The following is a 21,425-nucleotide window of genomic DNA, read 5'->3' on the forward strand; positions in this document are numbered from 1 at the left end:
CCCATAATCAATAAAAATAATGACCACAGATTCAGTGTTTGAACAATTAAAGCATCCTAATCCCAATCTCAGAGAAAGAGCAATGGCAGAAATAGCCCAAACCCGGAATCAGGAAACAATTCCTCGACTGATGAGTATTTTAGGGGAAGAAGATGTCACCTATCGGCGCTCGGCGGTGAAAGCCTTGGGTTATATTGGTTCGGATTCTGTTCCTTCCCTGGTCAAGACTTTGCTTGAAAATGATGACTCGACGATTCGCTCCAGTTGTGCCAAAGCATTAGCCCAGGTTGCCTATAATCATCCTGATCAGCCTTTTCCTGTGGAGGGAATTGAAGGACTAAAAATTGCCATTAATGATCCGAATCCCGTGGTTTATATTGCTTCTGTGATGGCGTTGGGAGAAATTGGATTACCGGCTTTAGATGTTTTATTAGAAGCGTTACAAACAACAGATAATTTAGGGATGGCGGTAGCAATGATTAATGCTATCAGTGGGATTGCTGATCCGCGTGTATCGGAATTTTTAACCCAATTAGCGAGTGATGAAACTGCTGATACTTATCTCCGCGAGTCTGCTACAAGTGCTTTATCCCGTTTGGAATTGGTGTTAAATAACCAGTAATTATTTGGGGTGTTAACTATGTGATGAAGCAGGTGTCAGGTAGAAAGCCGGTGTCAGGTTTCGGGTAGAAAGCAGGTTTCATTCCCCGACACCCGACACCCGACACCCGACACCTATTTATATTATTTTAAACAAGTAAAAAATTGCTTATTCAAACAAACAAGAGCTAACGTTACACCATCACCTGTTCGGTGTGTTACTGTAGTTTAAAAAACCCTATCCTTGCTTGATCCAGGCTAAACTGTTAATATTGTTGATTATTCAGACAACTATGCAGTGTGAGTCTCCCCCACTCACCTCATTCGTCCTAAATTCGTCTCAATGGTTCATATCAAGCGCGTCGAACTCACTAACTTTAAATCCTTTGGTGGTACAACAGCAGTGCCATTACTACCAGGGTTTACAGTCGTTTCTGGCCCGAATGGTTCCGGCAAATCTAATATTCTCGATGCGTTATTATTTGCCTTGGGGTTATCGTCTTCTAAGGGAATGCGGGCAGAACGTTTACCTGACTTGGTTAATAACGCCCAAAGCCGGAAGGGAACCGTTGAAACCCTGGTCAAAGTTACCTTTGACCTCTCCGACTACGAGGGCGAACCCTTGGGGAGTGATAGCGAAGAAACCGATAATAGTTTATCCCCAGAAATTGAAACTGAAACTGAAACCTCTGTAGAGACCTTGCAGGCAACGTCTCTACAGATACCGAATTTTGAACCCCCGTTAGAATGGACAGTGGCGCGAAAACTGCGGGTAACGAAACAGGGAACCTATACCTCGACTTATTATATTAATGGGGAAGCTTGTACTCAAACCGAACTCCACGAACAGTTAAATAAACTGCGAATTTATCCCGAAGGCTATAACGTGGTTTTACAAGGGGATGTTACGGGTATCATTACGATGAAACCCCGGGAACGTCGAGAAATTATTGATGAGTTGGCGGGAGTAGCTTCCTTTGATCGGAAAATTACCTTAGCCAAGGAAAAATTAGATGCGGTTAAAGATAGAGAAGAACGTAGCCGGATCGTAGAACAAGAATTAATTGCCCAACGCGATCGCTTAGACAAAGATCGGGCAAAAGCCGAAAAATATCAACAACTGCGAGAAGAATTTCAACAAAAAAGTCAATGGGAAACGGTTCTCAATTATCAGACCCTGCAACAACAACAGGGACGACTGCGGGAACAAATAGAAGCCGATGATCGCACCTTAACCGAACTGGGTGAACAGCGTCAACACCAAGATCAACAAATTCAAACCACATCTGTTCAACTGGAACAACTCAACGCCCTAGTTAAAGCCATGGGTGAAGAAGAACTAATTGCCCTCCAGTCTAGTTTAGCTACCCAAGAAGCCCAACAGAGTCAACTGCAAACCCGGTCTGCGGAACTGGAAACCGCTATCCAACAAACGATCACCCAAATTCACCAAACCGAACAGGAACTGCGCCAACAGTATCAAACCCTGGATGGTCTGGCTATTGAAAAAGACCAAGAAACCCTGAATTTAGATCAACGAAAACGGGAACGGGATACCCTACAAGCAACGGTGGAACGGGGGCGCGAAGCCACCTCAGAAGTCGCACAACAGGCGGAAAGCTGGATGGTGCAACAAACAGAACTGCACCGCCAAATTGAAGCCTTGCAAAAAACCCTTGACCCCCATCGAACTGAACAAGCCAGACTGCGGGAGCGAGTTGAACAACTACAACGCCAACTTTCAGAACAGCAACAGTCTATTACTACCTTGAGTCAGGAATTATCGGAAAAAACCATAACTTTGCAAACCGCTACCACTCAAAGGGATGCAACTGCTCAACGGGTGACAACCTTAACCCAACAGGTGACGGAAGTGGAAACGGAGTTACAGGTGCAACAGGAAACCCAAACCCGTCTATTACAGGAACAACGGGAACGTCAGCGCAAACTGGATAAGTCCGAAGCCCAACATCAGGCGCAACAGGAAGCGACAGGAAGTTATGCCACTAAAATCATAGCTCAGTCGGGAATTTCAGGGATTTGTGGGTTAGTTTGTCAGTTGGGACAGGTGGAACCCCAATATCAGTTAGCGTTGGAAACCTCAGCCGGGGCGAGGTTGGGTAATATTGTCGTAGAAAATGATAGTGTGGCGGCGGCTGCCATTGAATTTTTGAAGCGCCAACAAGCAGGACGGGCGACATTTTTACCCTTAAATAAAATTAAGGGAAATCCTTCTAATTTACCCAATTTAGCCACGATGAGAAATGTGTCGGGGTTAATTGATTTAGCAGTTAATTTAATTGAATATGAACCCCGTTATCAAGATATTTTTGCTTATGTTTTTGGCAATACTTTAGTTTTTAATAATCTTTCTAATGCTCGAAAAGTATTAGGACAATATCGGATAGTTACCTTAGAAGGTGAATTATTAGAAACCACCGGAGCGATGACAGGGGGAAGTGTAGCTTCTCGGTCTAGCTTACATTTTGGCACAGATCAAGGGTCAGCAGAAGCCCGAAATATTGCGGCATTGAAGGAAAGATTAGAGGAAATTGAACGAATTTTAGAACGTTGTAACCGCAGTATTTTAGAAGCTAGTCAAACGGTAAAAGAGCGAGCGTTAGAACTGAATGAAGTTAGACAAACTTTGCGCGATCATCAACAACAAGTTTCCCTATTAGAGTCAGAAATTAGAACCTTAAATAATCAACAAGAACAATTGCGATCGCAATTAGAAAAAAATACCCAAGAATTCAATACCGCCCAAATTCGCTTAAAGAATTTAGAGGCAGAAATTCCCAATTTAGAAACAAAATTACAACAAGATCGGGAACTATTAGCCCAACTAGAAGACACCCATAGCCATAGTGAATGGCAACAACTTCAAGGGGTATTAAGAACCCAAGAAACCGAGCTCCAACAGAAAGAGAATGCTATGAGAACCGTGCAACAACGGTTAACGGAAATTGAAAATCAACAAACCCGTTTACAAGAAAAAAATCAAGCCGGAAATCAGAAATTAGAAGCCACTCGTCAGGAACAAAAGTTTTTAACACAAAAGTTAGAAACTGTCAAGAATCAATTAACAGAAATTCAGATAAATATTCAACAAATTCGGAGCAATGTATCCAAAGTAGAAGCCAAATTAGGAGAAGAAAAAAGACAACGGGATCAGGTAGAAACCAATTTAGGAGAATTGCGTTTAGCCAAACAACAATTAGACTGGCAAATAGAAAAATTACAAGAAACCCAACAGGGAAGACGGGAACAATTAAACATCAAATTAGAACAAATTGCCGCCATTAAAATCGAACTACCCGAACCCCTACCTAATATTCCTAATAACTTAGATTTAGCTGCTCTGCAAAGGGATTTGCGATCGCTCCAAAAACGAATGGAAGCCTTAGAACCCGTGAATATGTTAGCCCTAGAAGAATTTGAACGTACCCAAACCCGCTTAGAAGAATTAACCCAAAAACTAACAACCTTAGAAGGAGAAAGAACCGAATTATTACTCAGAATTGAGAACTTTACCACCCTCCGCCGTCGCGCTTTTCAAGAAGCCTTTGATGCTGTTAATGAGAACTTTCAAATCATTTTTGCTCAACTTTCCGAAGGCGATGGTTACTTAGAAATTGATAACCAAGAAGATCCCTTTACCAGTGGTTTAAACTTAATTGCTCACCCCAAAGGAAAACCCGTCCAACGGTTAACATCTATGTCCGGGGGTGAAAAATCCTTAACCGCTTTAAGCTTTATTTTCGCCCTACAAAAATATCGTCCCTCACCCTTCTATGCCTTCGATGAAGTCGATATGTTTTTAGATGGTTCCAACGTCGAAAGATTAGCTAGAATGATTAAAAGTCAAACCGAACAAGCCCAATTTATTGTGGTTAGTTTGCGTCGTCCCATGATGGAAGCGTCCCAACGCACCATCGGCGTCACCCAAGCCAGAGGAGCTTACACCCAAGTCCTCGGAATTAAACTCTAAAAACCTCGATAAATCTTTAATATGCCTTAATTATCCTGCTCTCTTTCTTAGTGCCTTAGTGTCTTTGTGTTTCGGTGAAAAACCTGATAACACTAAAAACTGCAATTTTCCTGTTTAGTAATTTTTTTAGATAAAGTTGACATTTTCGTGTAGAATATCGTCATGCTACTAGGATTCAATACGGAATTGTTAGCATTTTATATCGGTTATGTTTAAGCAAGCCAGCACAATTCAAGAAAATGGAACCCTGGTTGTTCCTGCTATTAGTCACTATGTTTGTCAAACATTAGTGAACGTCCAACATCCGCACTGGATTAATCCCCGTTATCGCCATATTCCTTGGCAACAATCTGAACATCAATCCTCACTGATTCGTCAACTTAATCACGGGTTAAGTCAAGTACGAAATCGAGAGGCACTTTTAATAAAAATCAACGCTTATTTAGGCCGTTTATTTAGTGTTGAATTCTTACGTTCTCCTGAATATAAAGTTTTAATTGCCAAACTCGAACAACTGACAGACCCCAATGTTGCCGCCCTATTTGCTCATTATCCTTTAGTTGATAATTCTTCTTCTCACTTATTATTAAATGGCAGAAATCCCAAGGAAAGCGGAATTAGTATTTTATTATTAGATGTCGAAAATCTGACTTTAGACATAGAAACAGAGAAATTTTTAGAGACTATTTGCTTATATCCCGTGCAAATTAAAGTTGCTTTTGCTAACTGGCGCAGCATGGGAAAAAAGGATTTAGAATATCATCAACGCAGTTATCAACTTATTCATGTTCCCCCAGGAAAAGATAGTGCAGATTTAAAAATGTCAACGGTGGGGTCATCTATTTTTGTGCATTATCCTACGGCAAAAGAGGTTTTAGTTTGTTCCTCTGACCGGGGCTTAACCCATTTATGCAATGCCCTGCAAACCCATGGTTTAACCGTTTATCAAGTTACTAAAAATAAAACTAATCTTACCGTGCTGAATACCCGCACCAGTCAGGTGAATACCTATTCTTTAAAAACCGCTCCTCAAATTCCTACTTTAGATCAATTTATTATCCAATTACAAGAGATTATCAAACTAGAACAGAAACGCTCTCACAGTCAATGGATTAAACTCAATCGAGTTGATAGTTTATATAAAGATGCCTACAATTTAACCATTAGTCAAGTAGTTTCTGCCCATTTTTCAGATTATCAAGCTAGAGATATATTTATCAAAAATCCCCATATTTTTGTCGTCCATAAACCTGCGGAAAAATCTCCTAGCTATGTTACTCTATTTGAGATTCAATCTTCTGTTACCGAACCTGGGGCTTTATTAAATACGGAATTATCTCAAAAAATTCTGATTGAATCTTTAGAAGATTTAGAAACCGCCTTAGTTAAAATCATCAAAGAACTAACTTTAAATTCATCGGAGGATAATGTTTCTATGTCTATTCTGGGAACCCAATTTCATCAAAAGTATGGAATTTCTATTACTAAAATTATTAAAAAATTAAAATTAGGGGGTAATTTTCAAAAGCTATTAAATGTCAGCCCCGCCTTTAATTTAGAAAAAACGGATAAAGATTGGAGAGTTAAGTTAAATTCCCCGTAGAGACGTGCCACGGCACGTCTGTGCAAAGACTCGAACTTTTACAAAGGCTTAAAATTTGTTGCTCCCGTAGAGAGAGTAGATAGACGCGCCGTGGCTCGTCTCTACGGGGGAACGATAATTTGTTATACTAAGAAAGATGATTGTTAAGAAATGTAAAGTAAAATGAACAATAAAGTTGCTGTGATTGTGGGCGCCACCGGAGGAATTGGGTCGGCCGTAGCCAGAAAATTGGCCCAAATGGGAACAAAACTGGTCTTAGTCGCCAGAAATAGCAGTCAATTGCAAGCCTTGGCGACGGAGTTAGCCCCAACGGAACTGTTAATTGTCCCAACGGATATTACTGACCCCCAACAAGTCGAGAGTTTAATGCAAAAAACAGTTGATTATTTCGGTCAAATTGATATTTTAGTAAATGCGGCGGGGGCGGGAATTTTAAAACAGTGGAATAAAATAGAACCGACTGATTTAGATGCTATGTTGGATCTAAATTTAAAAGGATCGGTCTATACCTGTCAAGCTGCTGCTAATATTATGAAGCAACAAAAATCAGGACATATCTGTAATGTTGTCGGAATTTTAGGGAAACATTCCATGGCAATGTCTAGTGCCTATTGTGCTTCTAAATTTGGTTTAGTCGGTTTTAGTAAATGTTTTGCGGATGAAGTCAGACGCTATGGAATTAAAGTCACCCTATTTTATTTTGGTGGTGTCGATACCTCTTTTTGGGATAATGTCAGTTTAAAAGTTGACCGCTCAAAAATGTTGAGTGCAGAAACTGCTGCTAATTCTATTATGTTTGCCTTAGCCGCCGAACCTCAAGCGGTGCCGATGGAAATTAATATTCAACCGGAAAGCCATTTATTCTTTTAAACTTAATTATATTGTTGCTTATTGAACGGAGAATTATGGAGTTTGATCATATCCATTTCTATGTTCAAGATGCCAAACGAACACGGGACTGGTTTATTCACAATCTAGGATTTCAAGGAATTGGCAATCGCAACCTTGGTCATACCCAAACAGAAATTGTTTATCATGGTTCAGTCTATTTCCTATTATCTTCGCCTTTAACTATTGAGAGTCCTATCACCGAATTTTTGCAATTACATCCGTCGGGAGTTGCAGACATTGCCTTTCAAGTTAAAGATTTAGAATTGAGACTTGAACAGCTTGTTAAACAAGGAGTTAGGGTGATTTCTCCCTTGAAATCTCAGGACTATTTAGGAGGACAATTAAAATGGTTAACCCTAGAAGGATGGCAGGGTTTACGTCATACTTTAGTTGAACAAATAGGAACAATACCCGGTAAAGCTATTCCTGGTTTTCTCGATATTATTCCTATCTCTTACCCCGATATACTTACCATCGATCATGTTGTTTTAAATGTACAATCAGGTAATTTAAAAACAGCAATTTCTTGGTATCAAAATCATTTGGAATTTCAACCCAAACAAAGTTTTGATATTCAAACAGAACGCTCTGGATTACAAAGTCAAGTTATGGTTCATTCCCAAGGTAAAGTGCAGTTTCCCATCAATGAACCCGCATCTAAAAATTCTCAGATTCAAGAATTTTTGGACATCAATCGAGGATCGGGGATTCAACATATTGCCCTAAGAACCTCTAATTTAGTCCAAACAGTTAATTGTTTAAAACAAAGAGGATTATCTTTTTTAACAGTTCCAGATGAATATTATCTGCAATTACAAAAACGGTGGATTAATCAACCCTTATTTGTGAATTGGGAAGAATTAAAAGCCCACCAAATCCTAGCAGATTGGGAAGCATTAAACTCGGAAGCGATGCTATTACAAATTTTTAGCCAACCTATTTTTGAAAAACCGACATTTTTCTTGGAATTTATTGAACGAAAGTTTTGTACTATCGAAGGTAAAATTAGACAGGCTAAAGGGTTTGGAGAAGGTAATTTTAGAGCCTTATTCGAAGCTATAGAGCAGGAACAAATTAAACGCACCAATCAAAATAATTCCTAATTTTATAATTAATTCTGATCACCCAGAAATCCCCTTGAAAATAAAAATGGACTGGTAATTCCGGTGTTATCTTTCTTTAAAGAACATTAAGGATAATTTCACCGGATAAAAACCTTGACTCCCTATGTTAGAAATAAAAAGAGTAAAATAGTGGTAGTCAAGGAGGAAAATCCCATCCCCAAATCAACAGGTCATGAACTGATTAGCCTCCACTATCCCGAATCAATTTGAAATTTTGGAGAATTATTATGACAACTGTAGGTAATTTAATTAATATTGCTGCGGGTGAAGTTGGATATACTGAACATCCATCGGGTAGTAATGGTAACAAGTACGGTGAATGGTACGGCATGAATTACGTTCCTTGGTGTGCAATTTTTATCTCCTACTGTTTCGATAAAGTCAGTTTACCCCTGCCCATTAGAAGCTCCAAGGGGTTCGCCTACTGTCCCGATGGAGTGTCCTGGTTTAGACAACGGGGTCAATGGTTTCAAGATCCAAAAGCCGGGGATGTGGTCTTTTTCTGTTGGCGGGGGGATGGAATTGCCGATCATGTTGGGATCGTAGAATCGGTTAAATCCGATGGCAGTATTATTAGTATTGAAGGAAATACCGGAGTGGGTAATGATGCCAATGGCGGTGAAGTTATGCGCCGAACCCGAACTCGGGGAATCATTTTAGGCTTCGGACGTCCCCCCTATACTAATTCTGTCCCGATTCAGGCCCAAGCCTCCCGTCCCGCGACCCCAGCCCCCACCCCACCCCAACGTGAAGTGGTTAAAGTCCCACCCAATTACCATAAAAATTTAGTTGATCAATTAATTGGGAAAAAAAATAAGTCCTGATTTTAATTCCCCCCTTTCCAATGGGGTTAGGGGGGATCATCTGTAGCATCTATAATGAGATTTCATCTAACAACTTCTTTGTGTCTTTGTATCTTTGTGGTTAAATTAGACTTAACCCTTGTAAACCTAGCCACAGGAACCGCTATAAAACACTTTCAGGCGCAATAAACATCGCATCTCCAAAGGAATAAAAGCGATATTGTTGTCCAAACTCATTAGCAGGTTCTTCTAAGACCTGTTGATATAAATTTAACAACCTTTTTCGTCCAATTAAGGCTGAAACCAACATCAATAAACTGGATTTAGGTAAGTGAAAATTGGTAATTAATCCATTAATAATCTGCCATTGATACCCAGGATAGATAAAAATATCAGTTTTCCCGCAATAGCCTGTAAACGTTGATTCTTGGGGGGTTTCTGTGGCGTTAGCAAGGGCGACCGCAGCCCCTTCTAATGCCCGTGCAGAAGTTGTACCAACGGCAATAACTCTCCCCCCGGATGCCTTGGTTTTTGCGATTTTTTCAAAGGTTTCCGCCGGAACTTCAATCCATTCTCCGTGCATTTGATGGTCGATAATATTATCTACTTCAACGGGTCGAAAAGTTCCAACTCCAACGTGCAAAGTTAAAAAAACTTGATCAATTCCTTTTAATTGTAAACGCTGAAATAATTCTTCAGTGAAATGTAACCCCGCAGTCGGTGCGGCGACGGCCCCGGAACGTTCTGCATAAATCGTTTGATATTGTTCCGGTAAGGCTTCGGTTTCCGTCAAATATGGAGGAAAAGGAATATTACCAAAGGCTTCTAAAAACGGAATTAAAGACTTCCCAGGTGGGATTTCAAATTTTAATAACCTTCCCCCAGTTTCTTCATCGGTTTCTAATACCGTCGCCTGCAATCTTTCGCAATTAAAATTATTTTTTGAGGTAGGATTCAGTTCAAACTCAATTACAGAACCCGGTTTAAATTTTTTACCCGGTTTAACTAAAGCTAACCAGCAATGATGCTGTTTTTCTTCTAGTAGTAATACCTCCACCTCTGCCCCACTACTTTTATGTCCATACAGACGAGCCGGAAGTACACGGGTATTATTAAGTACCAGTAAATCCCCAGGTCTGAGAAATTCGGGTAAATCTTTAAATAGACAATGACGATGGGAGTCGGGAGAATCTACAACCAGTAAACGGGAGTTATCCCTTGGTACAACAGGATTTTGAGCGATCCTTTCTTCTGGTAGTTCATAGTTATAGCTTTCTAACTGATAATCTAACTGATCCATTTTTCTTAATTATCTTTTAACCTAATTTTTTTTATACATTATCCCATAATAGAGTAACTCAATATTTGCAGATCCCCGTGGTGATATTAATGGGTTTCACTTTGATCCAAGTTAATTCCCTAATTTGGGGTTGGGTAGAATCCCCCATAAAAAATCGGGTGCTTTTCCCCTATCGTATCGTCCCTAATCTTGTCAGTATAATGGGTATAGGGTTATGTTGCCTACAGATCTGGCGTTTATTAGAGTCCCATCATTCTTGGCTCCGTTTCAACTTCAGACCTGAACGGTTACAGTACAAGCAAAAATACCGCTCCTATTGCTTTTTGTTGCAGAGTTCCAGACTGGAGTTCAGCAACAAATAAAGCGGAACAATCATGCAGGAGATCACCGATGGAATACCTTTACTACCTTGCCAACACCAGTCTTACCCTGAGAGTCATAGACTTTTTATGCTCGAATCATTCTTTCCCAGTTCAGTTTATTACGGTGATTCACCAAATTGATGGCTGGATTGTTAAAGTTAAAATGTGTCAATATCTTACCCCACAGGAACACGGAGACTTTAGAGCTTTTATGCAGGAATTGGGTATTCCTTATGAACCCGATATGCGGATTTTAATGGCCCTTTGGGGTTTGGAAACCGGACAATCTCCCCTGAGTGTCATGCGTCGTTACCAAGTGGCGGTTGTTTCCCATGGTATTCCTAACCGCGAGGATGTTGAATCTTTCCGAACTCAATTTGTTAGGGGTTTAGGGTACTGTCCCGAAGCTCTAGCTTAATTTCCTCGATTATTCGCTAAATGCTGATTCAATATAGTCTTGTAGAATCAGTTGGTAGCCGTTTATCAATACAGACTGACCGATATTTATGGGAGGGGAAAAGCTGGAAACTTCCTCTGCTATCGGGTTTCGATTGGGGTAGGGAACACAACTGACTAAAGCCACATCAAACCGACATGGGTATTCTAGGAATTGGGGGCGATCGCTTAAAAATAATTCAGCCGATTGAATAATTTTAGCTTGCTTCTTGGGAGTAATAGCTAAAAGTCCCCCCAGATCCCAATTCCGTTGACTACGAGTTTTCACTTCAATAAAACTTAAAGTCTTAATTCCCGATTCTCCGGTTTCAACGGCAATTAAATCAATTTCTCCATATCGACAATGCCATTGATGATTCAAAATCTCCCAGCCTTGTGTTTCTAACCAATGGCTAACTAATTTTTCCCCTAAAGAACCAATTACTTTTGATTTAGACATCGGATCTAGGATTAGAAATACAATAATTGGTAAGTACGAATTTTATCTTAAAACATTGATTGATCTCGGCAAAAATATGAAGGGGTCAGTTTATTTGGGGCTAAACTCCAAGACGTGAATCTTGAAGGTGCAGATCTGAGAAATTCTACCTTGGACATGGCTCGTTTTAGGCGCACCAACTTAACCAACGCGATTCTCGAAGGAGCCTATGCCTATAATGCCGAATTTGAAGGGGCAATTATCGAAGGGGCTGATTTCACCGATGTGATGTTACGCAAAGATTCCCTAAAAACCCTCTGCAAAGTGGCAACGGGAACTAACCCCGTCACCGGACGCAACACCCGGGATACCCTCTATAAATTGATTGACTGTAAAAAAACGGCTATATTACCACAAGTGTTCTCAAAAAACAATTATTGAGAATTATTAGCATTAAGTGTATATTGTCTTCTTGATAAACTATTGCATTAAAGTCAGATGAACAAAATCACTAGACGTGGGTTTCTCACCCTGGGAACAGCCTTAGCTGTAGTTGCCGCGGTTGGACTTAGCCCGATGAAGCGATCGCAAGCTAACCCCCAAGTGTTAAATATTTACTCCGCCCGTCACTATGATACTGATAATCAGATCTATGAAAGTTTCACTAAAAAAACCGGAATTAAAGTCAATCTGGTGGAAGGAAAAGCGGAGGAAATGGTAGAACGGATTAAGAGCGAAGGCGCTAATAGTCCGGCAGATATTCTAATTACCGTTGATGCGGGAAACCTTTGGAGAGCGCAACAACAGGGAATTTTTCAACCGATTTCTTCAGGAATTTTAAATCAAGCAATTCCGGCCAATTTAAAAGAACCAAATGGTCATTGGTTTGGGTTTTCCAAACGGGCGAGGGTGATTGTTTATAATAAAGCTAAGGTTAATCCGGCTCAACTTTCTACTTATGAAGATTTAGCCAATCCTAAATGGAAAGGAAAAATTGTGATTCGTTCCTCTAATAATATCTACAATCAATCTTTAGTCGCTTCCATGATTGGAGATAATGGAGCAACTCCTACGGAAAACTGGGTAAAAGGATTTGTACCTAATTTTGCCAGACCCCCAGAAGGAAATGACGTGGCTCAAATTAAAGCGGTGGCTTCGGGTGCAGGGCAATTAACCTTGGTGAATACCTATTATTTAGCTCGTTTAATTGCTTCTCCAAAACCTGATGAAAAAGCGATCGCCAGTAAAGTAGGTTTATTTTTTCCCAACCAAAGAGCCCAGGGAACCCACACAAATATTAGTGGGGCTGGAGTGATTAAAACTTCTCCTAATAAGGCGGGAGCAATTCAATTTTTAGAGCATTTAGCAAGTCCTGAAGCTCAAAAGATTTTTTCTCAAAGTGGTTTTGAATATCCAGCCGTGGCGGGTGTTCCCGTGTCTCCAGTTCTCTTGGGTTTTGGCACATTTAAAAGTAATCCGATCAATGTTGCAGCCTACGGAAAATTCAATCCCCAGGCGATTCAAATTATGGATCGTGCCGGTTGGAAATAAACCTTGATACGTTGTTGAGCTTTAGCGCTCTTTCTAGGGGCTAAAGCTTAACAACAAATTTGTTAATCTGTGCGAATCAAGTTGACCCATTCCCTAGAAACTCCTATTCAACTTGATAGCCTAAATCCGCCAACTGACTGCGGGACTGACGCCATTTCGGTTGCACTTTGACAAATAACTCCAAATAGACCTTACCATCAATCAACTTTTGAATTTGTTGGCGGGCATCACTGCCAATAGTTTTCAACATACTGCCCTGATGGCCAATTAAAATCCCTTTTTGGGAAGGACGCTCAACATGAATAGTCGCTAAAATCCGAGTAATTTTAGGGTCTTCTTCCACCCGGTCAACGGAAATCGCTACGGAATGGGGGACTTCTTCGCGGGTATTGAGTAAAATCTGTTCTCGAATCAGTTCTCCGATAATGAAGCGTTCCGGTTGATCGGTAACTAAATCCGGGGGATAATAATAGGGGCCAGGATCTAAACGATCTATTAATAATTGTTGCAAATCATTGACACCATCCCCGGTTAATGCTGAGAACTTAACTACAGGCCATTCATAAGGTTGGGAGAGTTGGCCATAACTCCGGTCAATAATTACCGTATCCTCCGGCTGTTGATCCAGTTTATTCATCCCCAGAATTACCGGAATTTTGACTTGCTCGAGTAACTCAATAATATAGCGATCGCCCCCTCCAGCCTCCACAGACCCATCTACCACCAACAACAGAACATCAACGGACGAAATCGCCAACTTAGCATTTTGTACCAAAACCTTACCCAATTGATGATGGGGTTTATGAATTCCGGGGGTATCGACAAAAATAATTTGGGCCTCAGCAGTGGTCAGAATCCCCCGCAGACGGTTGCGCGTCGTTTGAGCTACGGGGGAAGTAATGGCGATTTTTTGACCTACCATCTGATTCATTAATGTCGATTTCCCCACATTCGGGCGGCCAATAATTCCGACAAACCCCGACTTATATCCCTCTGGCGGTAAGGGAATTATTACACCTTCAGACCCATCCATTCAATTTCTGTTCCAGTTTTGATAGTCCCCTGTTATTCTAACCTAAGCCCATTTCCCTTGATATACAGACTAAAATTTGATAGAGTTGCCAGGTAGCTCTATCAAAATCTAAGATAGAAACCTACTCGAACTCAAGGCGATCGCGGAAACCCTTTCTGAATCTGGGTTAAGATAGGCTATAGTTCTGTAAAGCCAAATGGAGTAATGTTGATCAAACTAGAATCAACTGTACGTCCAGAGTTCGTTAATTTTTACGTTGGTGAGATTGAGGAGATGAAAACGATGAATTCTAAACTGATTGGTGGCCTATGCGCCCTGATTGCAGTAGCTTCACAGTTACCTGCTGTCGCTCAAAATCCTATTGGGACACCTGTAGTTCCCTCTGACTTTGATTATAAATATCAACCCAAAGATCCTGATCTTGGACGAGTTGAGCCCCCGATTTATTACAGCTTACCCGACCTGGGCTACCCGGATAGAACCCTACCTTCGGCCTTCAAATTCCCGATTATCTATGAATTAGGGGCTGATAGCAGCATCACCAGTGATGCGGTAATTACCGATACGGTGTTCATCCCTAACTTACCTCCGATCCCCAATGGTATTACCTTAGATGATGTTCCCCGGGTTCGGGCTGAATATAGTCGCAAAGTGGAAGAATGGGGCGAATTGGTTCAAGGATGTCTGGCTTTAAGTCCTTTAATCATCAAAACTGATACAGGCAACCCCGTTTTAATCCAACAGCAAAGTGCCGGAACAGTTGTTCTGAACGCTAATAATATTTCCGTTTGCCCTAAATAAGTTGATTTAATTATCCTTATTTTTTTTCACCTTCTTTGTTAATTGCAAAGGAGGTGATTTTATTAGGAAAGAAATGGCACAATAGGGTGAGGGCAAGAGGTAAAATCATGAAAGAACTCGAAGAAGTCGCGGAAGCCCTAGACCGTCAGGACTACCGCCAAGCTGCCAAACTGTTAAAGCAACTGCAAAAACAAGAACCCCAGAATTTTTGGGTACAGTTATATGCTGGGCGTTGGTATGAAGGGACTGATAAATTAGAAACCGCCGAAAAGGTTTATCGTAAATTACTCAAAGATGCCACTAACCCTAAAATTGTCTCCCAGGCGCGTCAGGGTTTACAAAGAATTGAAGATATTGAACAAAATCGACGTCAAGAAGCAATTATTCAAGCTAAAACTGACCCCATTAATCAAGAATTAGGTGTTTTAATTTTAGAACCTTTAGCCCCAGAAAAAAAACCAGCCGCCGCCCGAACCTTAGCCCGAATGTTGAAAACCGATCCCTATACCGCCCGAATGCAGCTACAAAGTCGGGGTTGGCGTCTGTATAAAACTGGGGAAATGGGGGAATTAAAGGTTTATGGTCAGGAAATGTTAGAAGCCGGAATACCAGTATTTTGGGTATCTTTAACGGAGATTCAAAAACTCCAGGTTTTTCAGGTACAATCAATTCAATCTTTATCCCCTCAACCGACTATTATTTGTCAAAATGAACAAGAGCAATTAGGTTCTATGACGTTTAATTGGCAGGAAGTTACCCAACGGGTTGAGGGATTATTACCATTATTTGTGGAATCCTTAGATTATGATCCCCGTCGTCCTAAATCTGAACGATTTCGTCATAAAGAAACTACTCAAGATTATGCTCAAATCTATGATTTACATTTGCCTAAACGGGGTTGTATTTTAAGAATTTGTGATCAAAATTATGATTTTCAACAGGGAGTTGATTTTAGTCAATTTTCTCAAGAAACTCTCCCAGTTTCTCAAAATACAAATAGAATTAATTGGAATCTGTTAAAAGAACAGTTAAATTTATTGTTAACTCACGCCCAACTCTGGTCTGAGTTTACACCTTTTGCCGAAACTACATTAGATTATACTCAATTTCTTGGTCGGATTAAACCCCATATTGATTTATCTCGAAAATCAGAAAGTCTTTGGGATAATGCCTTTCATTTATATAGTGGTTTAGTATTTTTGAAGTAATCTGATTAAGTTGTTGAGATGAGTGTCCCTACAAAGAGCGCTGAAGCGCAACAACAAAGAGCGCTGAAGCGCAACAACAAAGAGCGCTGAAGCGCAACAACAAAGAGCGCTGAAGCGCAACAACAAAGAGCGCTGAAGCGCAACAACAAACGACTATAGCTTATGCAAAATAACACCTTTAGCTTAATTATTAATAGTCAAAAAGTTTATATTCAAGACCTTTCTCCCACCCTGACTTTATTAGAATATTTGCGAAGTAGTGGAAGGGTAGGGACAAAGGAAGGTTGCGGGGATGGGGACTGTGGTGCTTGTACGGTTGCTGTTGTGGGTCAGGGGGCGAACGGACAACCCCAATATCTAGCAATGAATAGTTGTTTAATTCCCCTAGCAATGATGGCGGGGCGGGAAATTATTACCGTTGAAGGTGTTGGGAAATACGGTCTGCATCCGTTACAGGAAGCGATGGTTAGTTTGGGAGGTTCTCAATGTGGATATTGTACCCCGGGCTTTATTATGAGTTTATTTGCTGCGTACTATAACGGTCAGGTTGATGATGAATCTTTAGAAGGGAATTTATGTCGATGTACGGGTTATTTACCGATTATTAAAGTCGCCGAAGCTGTTAATAACTCCCATCCCTGTGATCAATTTAGTCACCGTTTACAACAAATTAATTCACAACTTAATTATATCGAATATATTACTCCTTGTCAACAGTTTTTCCGTCCGATTCAACTTTCAGAAGTTTTAGATCTTTTACAACAATATCCCCAAGCTCAATTAATTGCAGGTGGAACGGATTTAGGTTTAGAAATTAGTCATCATCGCCAAGAATTTCCTACCCTAATTTCTTTAGAATCCGTTACAGAACTCCAACAAATGCACCACAATTCAGATACAGTAGAAATTGGTGCCGCTATTCCCTTGAGTTATATTCAAGCACAATTAAGGGGAATATTCCCCAGTTTAGATGAAATGTTAGTTTGGTTTGCGGGTAAACAAATTCGTAACCGTGCTACTATTGGAGGCAATATTGCCACAGCGTCTCCCATTGGAGATTTAGCCCCGGTTTTACTCTCTTTAGATGCTCAACTGCGGTTAGCAAGTTTAACCGGAGAACGAATTATTGCTATTGCTGAATTTTTTAAAAGTTATCGTCAAACCCAATTACAATCCCAAGAAGTGATTGTTTCAATTATTATTCCTAAAACCATTACTAAAAATGCAGTGAGGCGTTTTAGTCAATCCTATAAAGTCGGAAAACGGGGGACAGATGATATTAGTATTGTTTCCGCAGCATTTACAATTGATTTGGATACAAATAATACAATTATTTATGCTAGACTCGCCTATGGTGGAGTCGCAGCAATTCCCCTGAGAGCGATTGAGATTGAAGAAATGTTAATCGGAAAACCCTGGAATTTAGCAACTATTCAACAGGCTAAAATTATGTTAAAAGATGTTTTTAATCCCTTGACGGATTTACGGGGAAGTGCTAGTTATAGAAAACGATTAGTTGCTAATTTGTTTGAAAAGTTTTTCCTAGAATTTTCTCCCCGATAAAACGTTGTTGGGCTTTAGCCCCCAGTCCTTGTTAGTTGTTGGGCTTTAGCCCCCAGTCCTTGTTAGTTGTTGGGCTTTAGCACCCAGTCCTTGTTAGTTGTTGGGCTTTAGCACCCAGTCCTTGTTAGTTGTTGGGCTTTAGCCCCCAGTCTTTATTAGTTGTTGGGCTTTAGCCCCCAGTCTTTATTAGTTGTTGGGCTTTAGCCCCCAGTCCTTGTTAGTTGTTGGGCTTTAGCCCCCAGTCCTTGTTAATTTTGATTCGGGGAATTTTTGATGGATATGCTATAAAACGTTTTTGGGATGAGTACCCTTGTAAAGATTGCGCTTAAGCGCAACAACGCGCAACAACGAATTTAAGGATAAAAATATGGAAGAAAATAATAACAATAATAAATCTAAACCCCATGAAAGCGCCGTTGGTCATGTTACGGGAAAAGCGATTTATACCGATGACCAAAGATTACCCAATGGAATGTTATATTTATGGCCAGTATTATCTCCTTATGCTAAAGCTAAACTATTAAAAATTGATAGTTCAAATTTAGATAATATTCTGGGGTTTGTTACTATTTTAACAGCAAATGATATCAAAGGCAATAATAACACCGGAACTATTAAACACGATGAAGTCCTATTACCTGCGGATGAAATTAACTATTGGGGTCAACCTGTGGTTTGGGTAGTTGCAGAAACAGAAAATGCAGCCAAAAAAGCAGCCGAAACTATAAAAATTGACTATGAAGTATTAACGCCTATTTTAACCATTCAAGATGTAATTAAAAACAATAGTGTTCACGCGGATAAAAATATTATGCGTCGGGGAAATATCACCCATGCTTTACAGGAATCTGAGTTTATTTTAACTGGAGAGATTGAAATTCCAGGTCAAGATCATTTTTATTTAGAAACTCAAGTTAGTTGGGTTATTCCGAATATGGAAGACAATTATCAAGTCTATTCCTCGACTCAACATCCTAGTGAAACTCAAGCGATTATTTCCGAGGTTTTAGGTATTTCCAGAAATCAAATAGTTGTCACTTGTTTAAGGATGGGTGGGGGGTTTGGTGGAAAAGAAACCCAAGCTAATCCTACCGCAGCTATAGCAGCTTTAGCCGCTCAAAAAACCGGACGTCCGGCGCGAGTTCGACTCAAAAGAGATCAAGATATGATCATAACTGGAAAGCGCCATCCTTTTTTGGGTCAATATCAAGTTGGATTTAACTCAAAAGGTCAACTTTTAGCCCTAGATATTGATTTATATTCCGATGGCGGTTGGAGTGCGGATTTATCCTTTCCTATTTTACAAAGGGCGATGTTTCATCTCGATAATTGTTATTATATTCCTAACTTAGAAATTAGAGGTCAAGTTGTTAAAACTAATAAAGTTTCTAATACGGCTTTTAGGGGTTTTGGGGGGCCGCAGGGTATGGTAATTATTGAAGAAATCATGGATAGAATTGCGCGTAAATTAGGTTTACCCCCTGAATTAGTCAGAGAACGTAATTTTTATCATGGCGAAGCAGAAACTAATACTACCCATTATGGTCAAGAAATTTTTGATAATCGCATTTCAAGGGTTTGGGAGGAAGTTAAATTAAAATCTAATTTTTCCCAGCGAAAAATAGAAATAGCACAATTTAATCAAAATAATAATTATCAAAAACGCGGGTTAGCAATTACCTCAGTTAAATTCGGAATTTCCTTTACTAAAACAGAATATAATCAAGGGGGTGCTTTAATTTTAATTTACCTAGATGGGAGTATTCAACTTAATCATGGGGGGACGGAAATGGGTCAGGGTTTACAAACTAAAATGTTACAGGTTGCTTCCCAAGCATTAGGGGTAAATATTGAACGATTTAGAATTATGCCAACGAGTACGGATAAAGTCCCCAATACCTCTGCTACGGCTGCTTCTAGTGGTTCTGACTTAAATGGTCAAGCGATTAAAAATGCCTGTGAAATCCTCAAAAAAAGATTATCAAAAGTCGCGGCAAAGTTGTTAAATCTGGATGAACCTCAAGAATTAATTTTTGATCAAGATTGGATTTATTGTCAAACTTATCCTAGTCAAAAAATAGAATTTAATCAGGTGGTTAAACAAGCCTATAATCAACGGGTAAGTTTATCAACAACGGGCTATTATCGCACCCCTAATATTTATTATGATCCCAAAATAGGCAAGGGTAGACCCTTCTATTATTATGCTTATGGGGCGGCGGTAAGTGAAGTCGAAATCGATGGATTTACGGGGACTTTTAAACTGCGTCAAGTGGATATTGTTCATGATGTGGGAGAATCCTTAAATCCTTTAATTGATATCGGACAAATAGAAGGAGGTTTTGTGCAGGGAATGGGATGGTTAACCATGGAAGAATTGATTTGGGATGAGTCGGGAAAATTAAAAACTTTTGCTCCGAGTACCTATAAAATTCCGACAATTAAAGAAGTCCCTAAAAATTTTCAGGTTCATTTATTACAAAGGGCGGCACAGGATGGGGTAATTTATGGTAGTAAAGCGGTGGGAGAACCTCCTTTTATGTTAGCAATTTCTGTCAGGGAAGCAATTAAAGAAGCTATTGCAGCTTTTGGTCAAACGGATTCAGTTTTTTTGGCTTCTCCTGCTACCCCAGAAGCAATTTTAAACGCGATTGAACAGGTACAATTAAACTCAGTTGATTCTTAAAAAAATTCAGTTATAGTGCTACGCATTACAGTAGAGACGCGCCATGGCGCGTCTCTACTAAATCCACTTGACTTTCTTGTGTTATAATGACTAAATTCTACCAACAACTTATTCAAGTTTTAAATCAAGCAGATGTGGTGATAGCAACCGTCACCAGGATTAAAGGTTCAGTCCCTAGGGAAATAGGGGCTAAAATGATCATTTGTGCTGATGGTCGAACTTTTGATACAATTGGAGGAGGCGCGGGAGAATTTAAGGTAATTCAGCAAGCTGGGGAAGTCTTAAAAACCGGAAAAAAGCAATTAGTTGAAATTGACTTATCCGGTGCCCCTGAACGTGAAACTCAGGGGGTTTGTGGGGGGTTAATGCAGGTTTTATTAGAAAGATGGTCAGGGGAAAAAGCGATCGCATTAACTGAAAAAATTTTACGGAATTTAGAAATAGGAAAATCTATTATTCTTGTAACTTCTTTTGATCAAACTTTTCCCTATTTACTGACTAAAAATAACCCAATTTCAATCTCTGATCAGACCTTTATAGAAACTCTAAAACCCTCGCCGATCTTATTAATTATAGGCGCGGGTCATATTGGAGAAAAGTTATCTCAAATAGCTGATTTTATTGGCTTTAAAATTATTATCCAAGACTCTCGTACTGAGTTAACTAATCCAGAACGATTTCCTCCTTTTACCAAGATTTTTAATGAAAGTGTCAGCAATGTTTTAGAACAATTGACATCCCATAAAAACCTATATATTGCCTTGGTAAATCGAGGATATATTCAAGATATTGAAGCCTTAAAGGTGATTTTAAATTGGGATTTATCCTATCAATATATTGGCATGATTGGTAGCAAAAAAAGAATTAACTGGGTTTACCAAGATTTACAAGAATCTGGAATTTCTCCCCATCAACTCGAAAAAATTCATGCTCCGATTGGATTAGAAATTGGAGCATTAACTCCTGAAGAAATTGCCATTAGTATTGGTGCAGAATTAATTCGAGTTTATCGAGAAAAATAGAAACCCTAGGCTT

At 39.8% G+C, this 21,425-nt stretch carries 16 protein-coding genes and 1 pseudogene; 14 read left to right on the forward strand and 3 right to left on the reverse strand.

Features of this window, described 5'->3' with window-relative positions:
* Positions 1-19 precede the first annotated feature (19 nt).
* The 6 genes from NMG86_RS12015 to NMG86_RS12040 all read left to right on the forward strand — a co-directional run bounded on the left by NMG86_RS12015 (position 20) and on the right by NMG86_RS12040 (position 9,033).
* Positions 20-622: a HEAT repeat domain-containing protein gene (locus NMG86_RS12015; protein ID WP_026786757.1), complete on the forward strand. Its 603-nt coding sequence runs from the start codon at positions 20-22 to the stop codon at positions 620-622.
* Between the two features lie 321 nt (positions 623-943).
* Positions 944-4,591 (forward strand): chromosome segregation protein SMC, encoded by a 3,648-nt coding sequence (gene smc / locus NMG86_RS12020; protein WP_026797717.1) that lies wholly within the window; start codon positions 944-946, stop codon positions 4,589-4,591.
* Positions 4,592-4,799: 208 nt separating this feature from the next.
* Positions 4,800-6,194, forward strand: coding sequence for an NYN domain-containing protein (locus NMG86_RS12025; RefSeq protein WP_043937051.1), 1,395 nt, complete (start codon positions 4,800-4,802; stop codon positions 6,192-6,194).
* A 162-nt stretch (positions 6,195-6,356) separates the two neighbouring features.
* The gene (locus NMG86_RS12030; protein WP_026797718.1) at positions 6,357-7,064 is read left to right on the forward strand and encodes an SDR family oxidoreductase; all 708 of its coding nucleotides are present in this window, start codon (positions 6,357-6,359) and stop codon (positions 7,062-7,064) included.
* Between the two features lie 35 nt (positions 7,065-7,099).
* On the forward strand, positions 7,100-8,188 hold the full coding sequence (gene hppD, locus NMG86_RS12035) for a 4-hydroxyphenylpyruvate dioxygenase (RefSeq protein WP_026797719.1): 1,089 nt from the start codon (positions 7,100-7,102) through the stop codon (positions 8,186-8,188).
* Positions 8,189-8,436: 248 nt separating this feature from the next.
* On the forward strand, positions 8,437-9,033 hold the full coding sequence (locus NMG86_RS12040) for a CHAP domain-containing protein (RefSeq protein WP_026797720.1): 597 nt from the start codon (positions 8,437-8,439) through the stop codon (positions 9,031-9,033).
* A 142-nt stretch (positions 9,034-9,175) separates the two neighbouring features.
* Here NMG86_RS12040 and queA read toward each other — a convergent pair whose 3' ends face one another.
* Positions 9,176-10,312, reverse strand: a complete 1,137-nt coding sequence (queA, locus tag NMG86_RS12045; protein ID WP_026797721.1) for a tRNA preQ1(34) S-adenosylmethionine ribosyltransferase-isomerase QueA — start codon at positions 10,310-10,312, stop codon at positions 9,176-9,178.
* A gap of 390 nt (positions 10,313-10,702) precedes the next feature.
* On the opposite strand from queA, the gene NMG86_RS12050 reads away from it, so the two are divergent.
* The gene (locus NMG86_RS12050) at positions 10,703-11,092 is read left to right on the forward strand and encodes a hypothetical protein (protein ID WP_026797722.1); all 390 of its coding nucleotides are present in this window, start codon (positions 10,703-10,705) and stop codon (positions 11,090-11,092) included.
* Positions 11,093-11,101: 9 nt separating this feature from the next.
* Here the strand turns inward: NMG86_RS12050 and NMG86_RS12055 are convergent, their stop codons facing one another.
* On the reverse strand, positions 11,102-11,569 hold the full coding sequence (locus NMG86_RS12055; protein ID WP_026797723.1) for a YraN family protein: 468 nt from the start codon (positions 11,567-11,569) through the stop codon (positions 11,102-11,104).
* A 78-nt stretch (positions 11,570-11,647) separates the two neighbouring features.
* Here NMG86_RS12055 and NMG86_RS12060 point away from each other — a divergent pair.
* Both NMG86_RS12060 and NMG86_RS12065 read left to right on the forward strand, forming a co-directional pair.
* Positions 11,648-11,989, forward strand: a pseudogene (locus tag NMG86_RS12060) (pentapeptide repeat-containing protein); the annotation flags it as partial.
* A 57-nt stretch (positions 11,990-12,046) separates the two neighbouring features.
* A complete protein-coding gene (locus NMG86_RS12065) occupies positions 12,047-13,099 on the forward strand; it encodes a Fe(3+) ABC transporter substrate-binding protein (RefSeq protein ID WP_026797724.1) in 1,053 nt (350 codons plus the stop codon).
* Between the two features lie 103 nt (positions 13,100-13,202).
* Here the strand turns inward: NMG86_RS12065 and era are convergent, their stop codons facing one another.
* Positions 13,203-14,132 (reverse strand): GTPase Era, encoded by a 930-nt coding sequence (gene era / locus NMG86_RS12070; RefSeq protein WP_026797725.1) that lies wholly within the window; start codon positions 14,130-14,132, stop codon positions 13,203-13,205.
* A 282-nt stretch (positions 14,133-14,414) separates the two neighbouring features.
* Here era and NMG86_RS12075 point away from each other — a divergent pair, with 282 nt between their 5' ends.
* The 5 genes from NMG86_RS12075 to NMG86_RS12095 all read left to right on the forward strand — a co-directional run bounded on the left by NMG86_RS12075 (position 14,415) and on the right by NMG86_RS12095 (position 21,412).
* Positions 14,415-14,933, forward strand: coding sequence for a hypothetical protein (locus NMG86_RS12075; protein ID WP_026786742.1), 519 nt, complete (start codon positions 14,415-14,417; stop codon positions 14,931-14,933).
* Positions 14,934-15,040: 107 nt separating this feature from the next.
* Positions 15,041-16,141 carry a tetratricopeptide repeat protein gene (locus NMG86_RS12080; RefSeq protein WP_026797726.1) on the forward strand — a complete coding sequence of 367 codons (1,101 nt, stop codon included), beginning with the start codon at positions 15,041-15,043 and terminating at the stop codon, positions 16,139-16,141.
* A gap of 162 nt (positions 16,142-16,303) precedes the next feature.
* The gene (gene xdhA / locus NMG86_RS12085; protein WP_026797727.1) at positions 16,304-17,704 is read left to right on the forward strand and encodes a xanthine dehydrogenase small subunit; all 1,401 of its coding nucleotides are present in this window, start codon (positions 16,304-16,306) and stop codon (positions 17,702-17,704) included.
* A 367-nt stretch (positions 17,705-18,071) separates the two neighbouring features.
* On the forward strand, positions 18,072-20,390 hold the full coding sequence (gene xdhB / locus NMG86_RS12090; protein WP_026797728.1) for a xanthine dehydrogenase molybdopterin binding subunit: 2,319 nt from the start codon (positions 18,072-18,074) through the stop codon (positions 20,388-20,390).
* A gap of 86 nt (positions 20,391-20,476) precedes the next feature.
* On the forward strand, positions 20,477-21,412 hold the full coding sequence (locus NMG86_RS12095) for an XdhC family protein (protein WP_026797729.1): 936 nt from the start codon (positions 20,477-20,479) through the stop codon (positions 21,410-21,412).
* Positions 21,413-21,425: the final 13 nt, after the last annotated feature.

It is taken from the genome of Planktothrix rubescens CCAP 1459/22 (assembly GCA_904830895.1).
GTDB lineage: Bacteria > Cyanobacteriota > Cyanobacteriia > Cyanobacteriales > Microcoleaceae > Planktothrix > Planktothrix agardhii.

Excerpts from the sequence above, each read along its gene's own strand:
- NMG86_RS12095 (WP_026797729.1), top strand. The coding sequence starts at position 20,477 with ATGACTAAATTCTACCAACAACTTATTCAAGTTTTAAATCAAGCAGAT.
- queA (WP_026797721.1), bottom strand. The coding sequence starts at position 10,312 with ATGGATCAGTTAGATTATCAGTTAGAAAGCTATAACTATGAACTACCA.
- NMG86_RS12030 (WP_026797718.1), top strand. The coding sequence starts at position 6,357 with ATGAACAATAAAGTTGCTGTGATTGTGGGCGCCACCGGAGGAATTGGG.
- era (WP_026797725.1), bottom strand. The coding sequence starts at position 14,132 with ATGGATGGGTCTGAAGGTGTAATAATTCCCTTACCGCCAGAGGGATAT.
- NMG86_RS12040 (WP_026797720.1), top strand. The coding sequence starts at position 8,437 with ATGACAACTGTAGGTAATTTAATTAATATTGCTGCGGGTGAAGTTGGA.
- NMG86_RS12080 (WP_026797726.1), top strand. The coding sequence starts at position 15,041 with ATGAAAGAACTCGAAGAAGTCGCGGAAGCCCTAGACCGTCAGGACTAC.
- hppD (WP_026797719.1), top strand. The coding sequence starts at position 7,100 with ATGGAGTTTGATCATATCCATTTCTATGTTCAAGATGCCAAACGAACA.
- smc (WP_026797717.1), top strand. The coding sequence starts at position 944 with ATGGTTCATATCAAGCGCGTCGAACTCACTAACTTTAAATCCTTTGGT.
- NMG86_RS12065 (WP_026797724.1), top strand. The coding sequence starts at position 12,047 with ATGAACAAAATCACTAGACGTGGGTTTCTCACCCTGGGAACAGCCTTA.
- xdhB (WP_026797728.1), top strand. The coding sequence starts at position 18,072 with ATGGAAGAAAATAATAACAATAATAAATCTAAACCCCATGAAAGCGCC.
- NMG86_RS12015 (WP_026786757.1), top strand. The coding sequence starts at position 20 with ATGACCACAGATTCAGTGTTTGAACAATTAAAGCATCCTAATCCCAAT.
- NMG86_RS12075 (WP_026786742.1), top strand. The coding sequence starts at position 14,415 with ATGAATTCTAAACTGATTGGTGGCCTATGCGCCCTGATTGCAGTAGCT.
- xdhA (WP_026797727.1), top strand. The coding sequence starts at position 16,304 with ATGCAAAATAACACCTTTAGCTTAATTATTAATAGTCAAAAAGTTTAT.
- NMG86_RS12050 (WP_026797722.1), top strand. The coding sequence starts at position 10,703 with ATGGAATACCTTTACTACCTTGCCAACACCAGTCTTACCCTGAGAGTC.
- NMG86_RS12055 (WP_026797723.1), bottom strand. The coding sequence starts at position 11,569 with ATGTCTAAATCAAAAGTAATTGGTTCTTTAGGGGAAAAATTAGTTAGC.
- NMG86_RS12025 (WP_043937051.1), top strand. The coding sequence starts at position 4,800 with ATGTTTAAGCAAGCCAGCACAATTCAAGAAAATGGAACCCTGGTTGTT.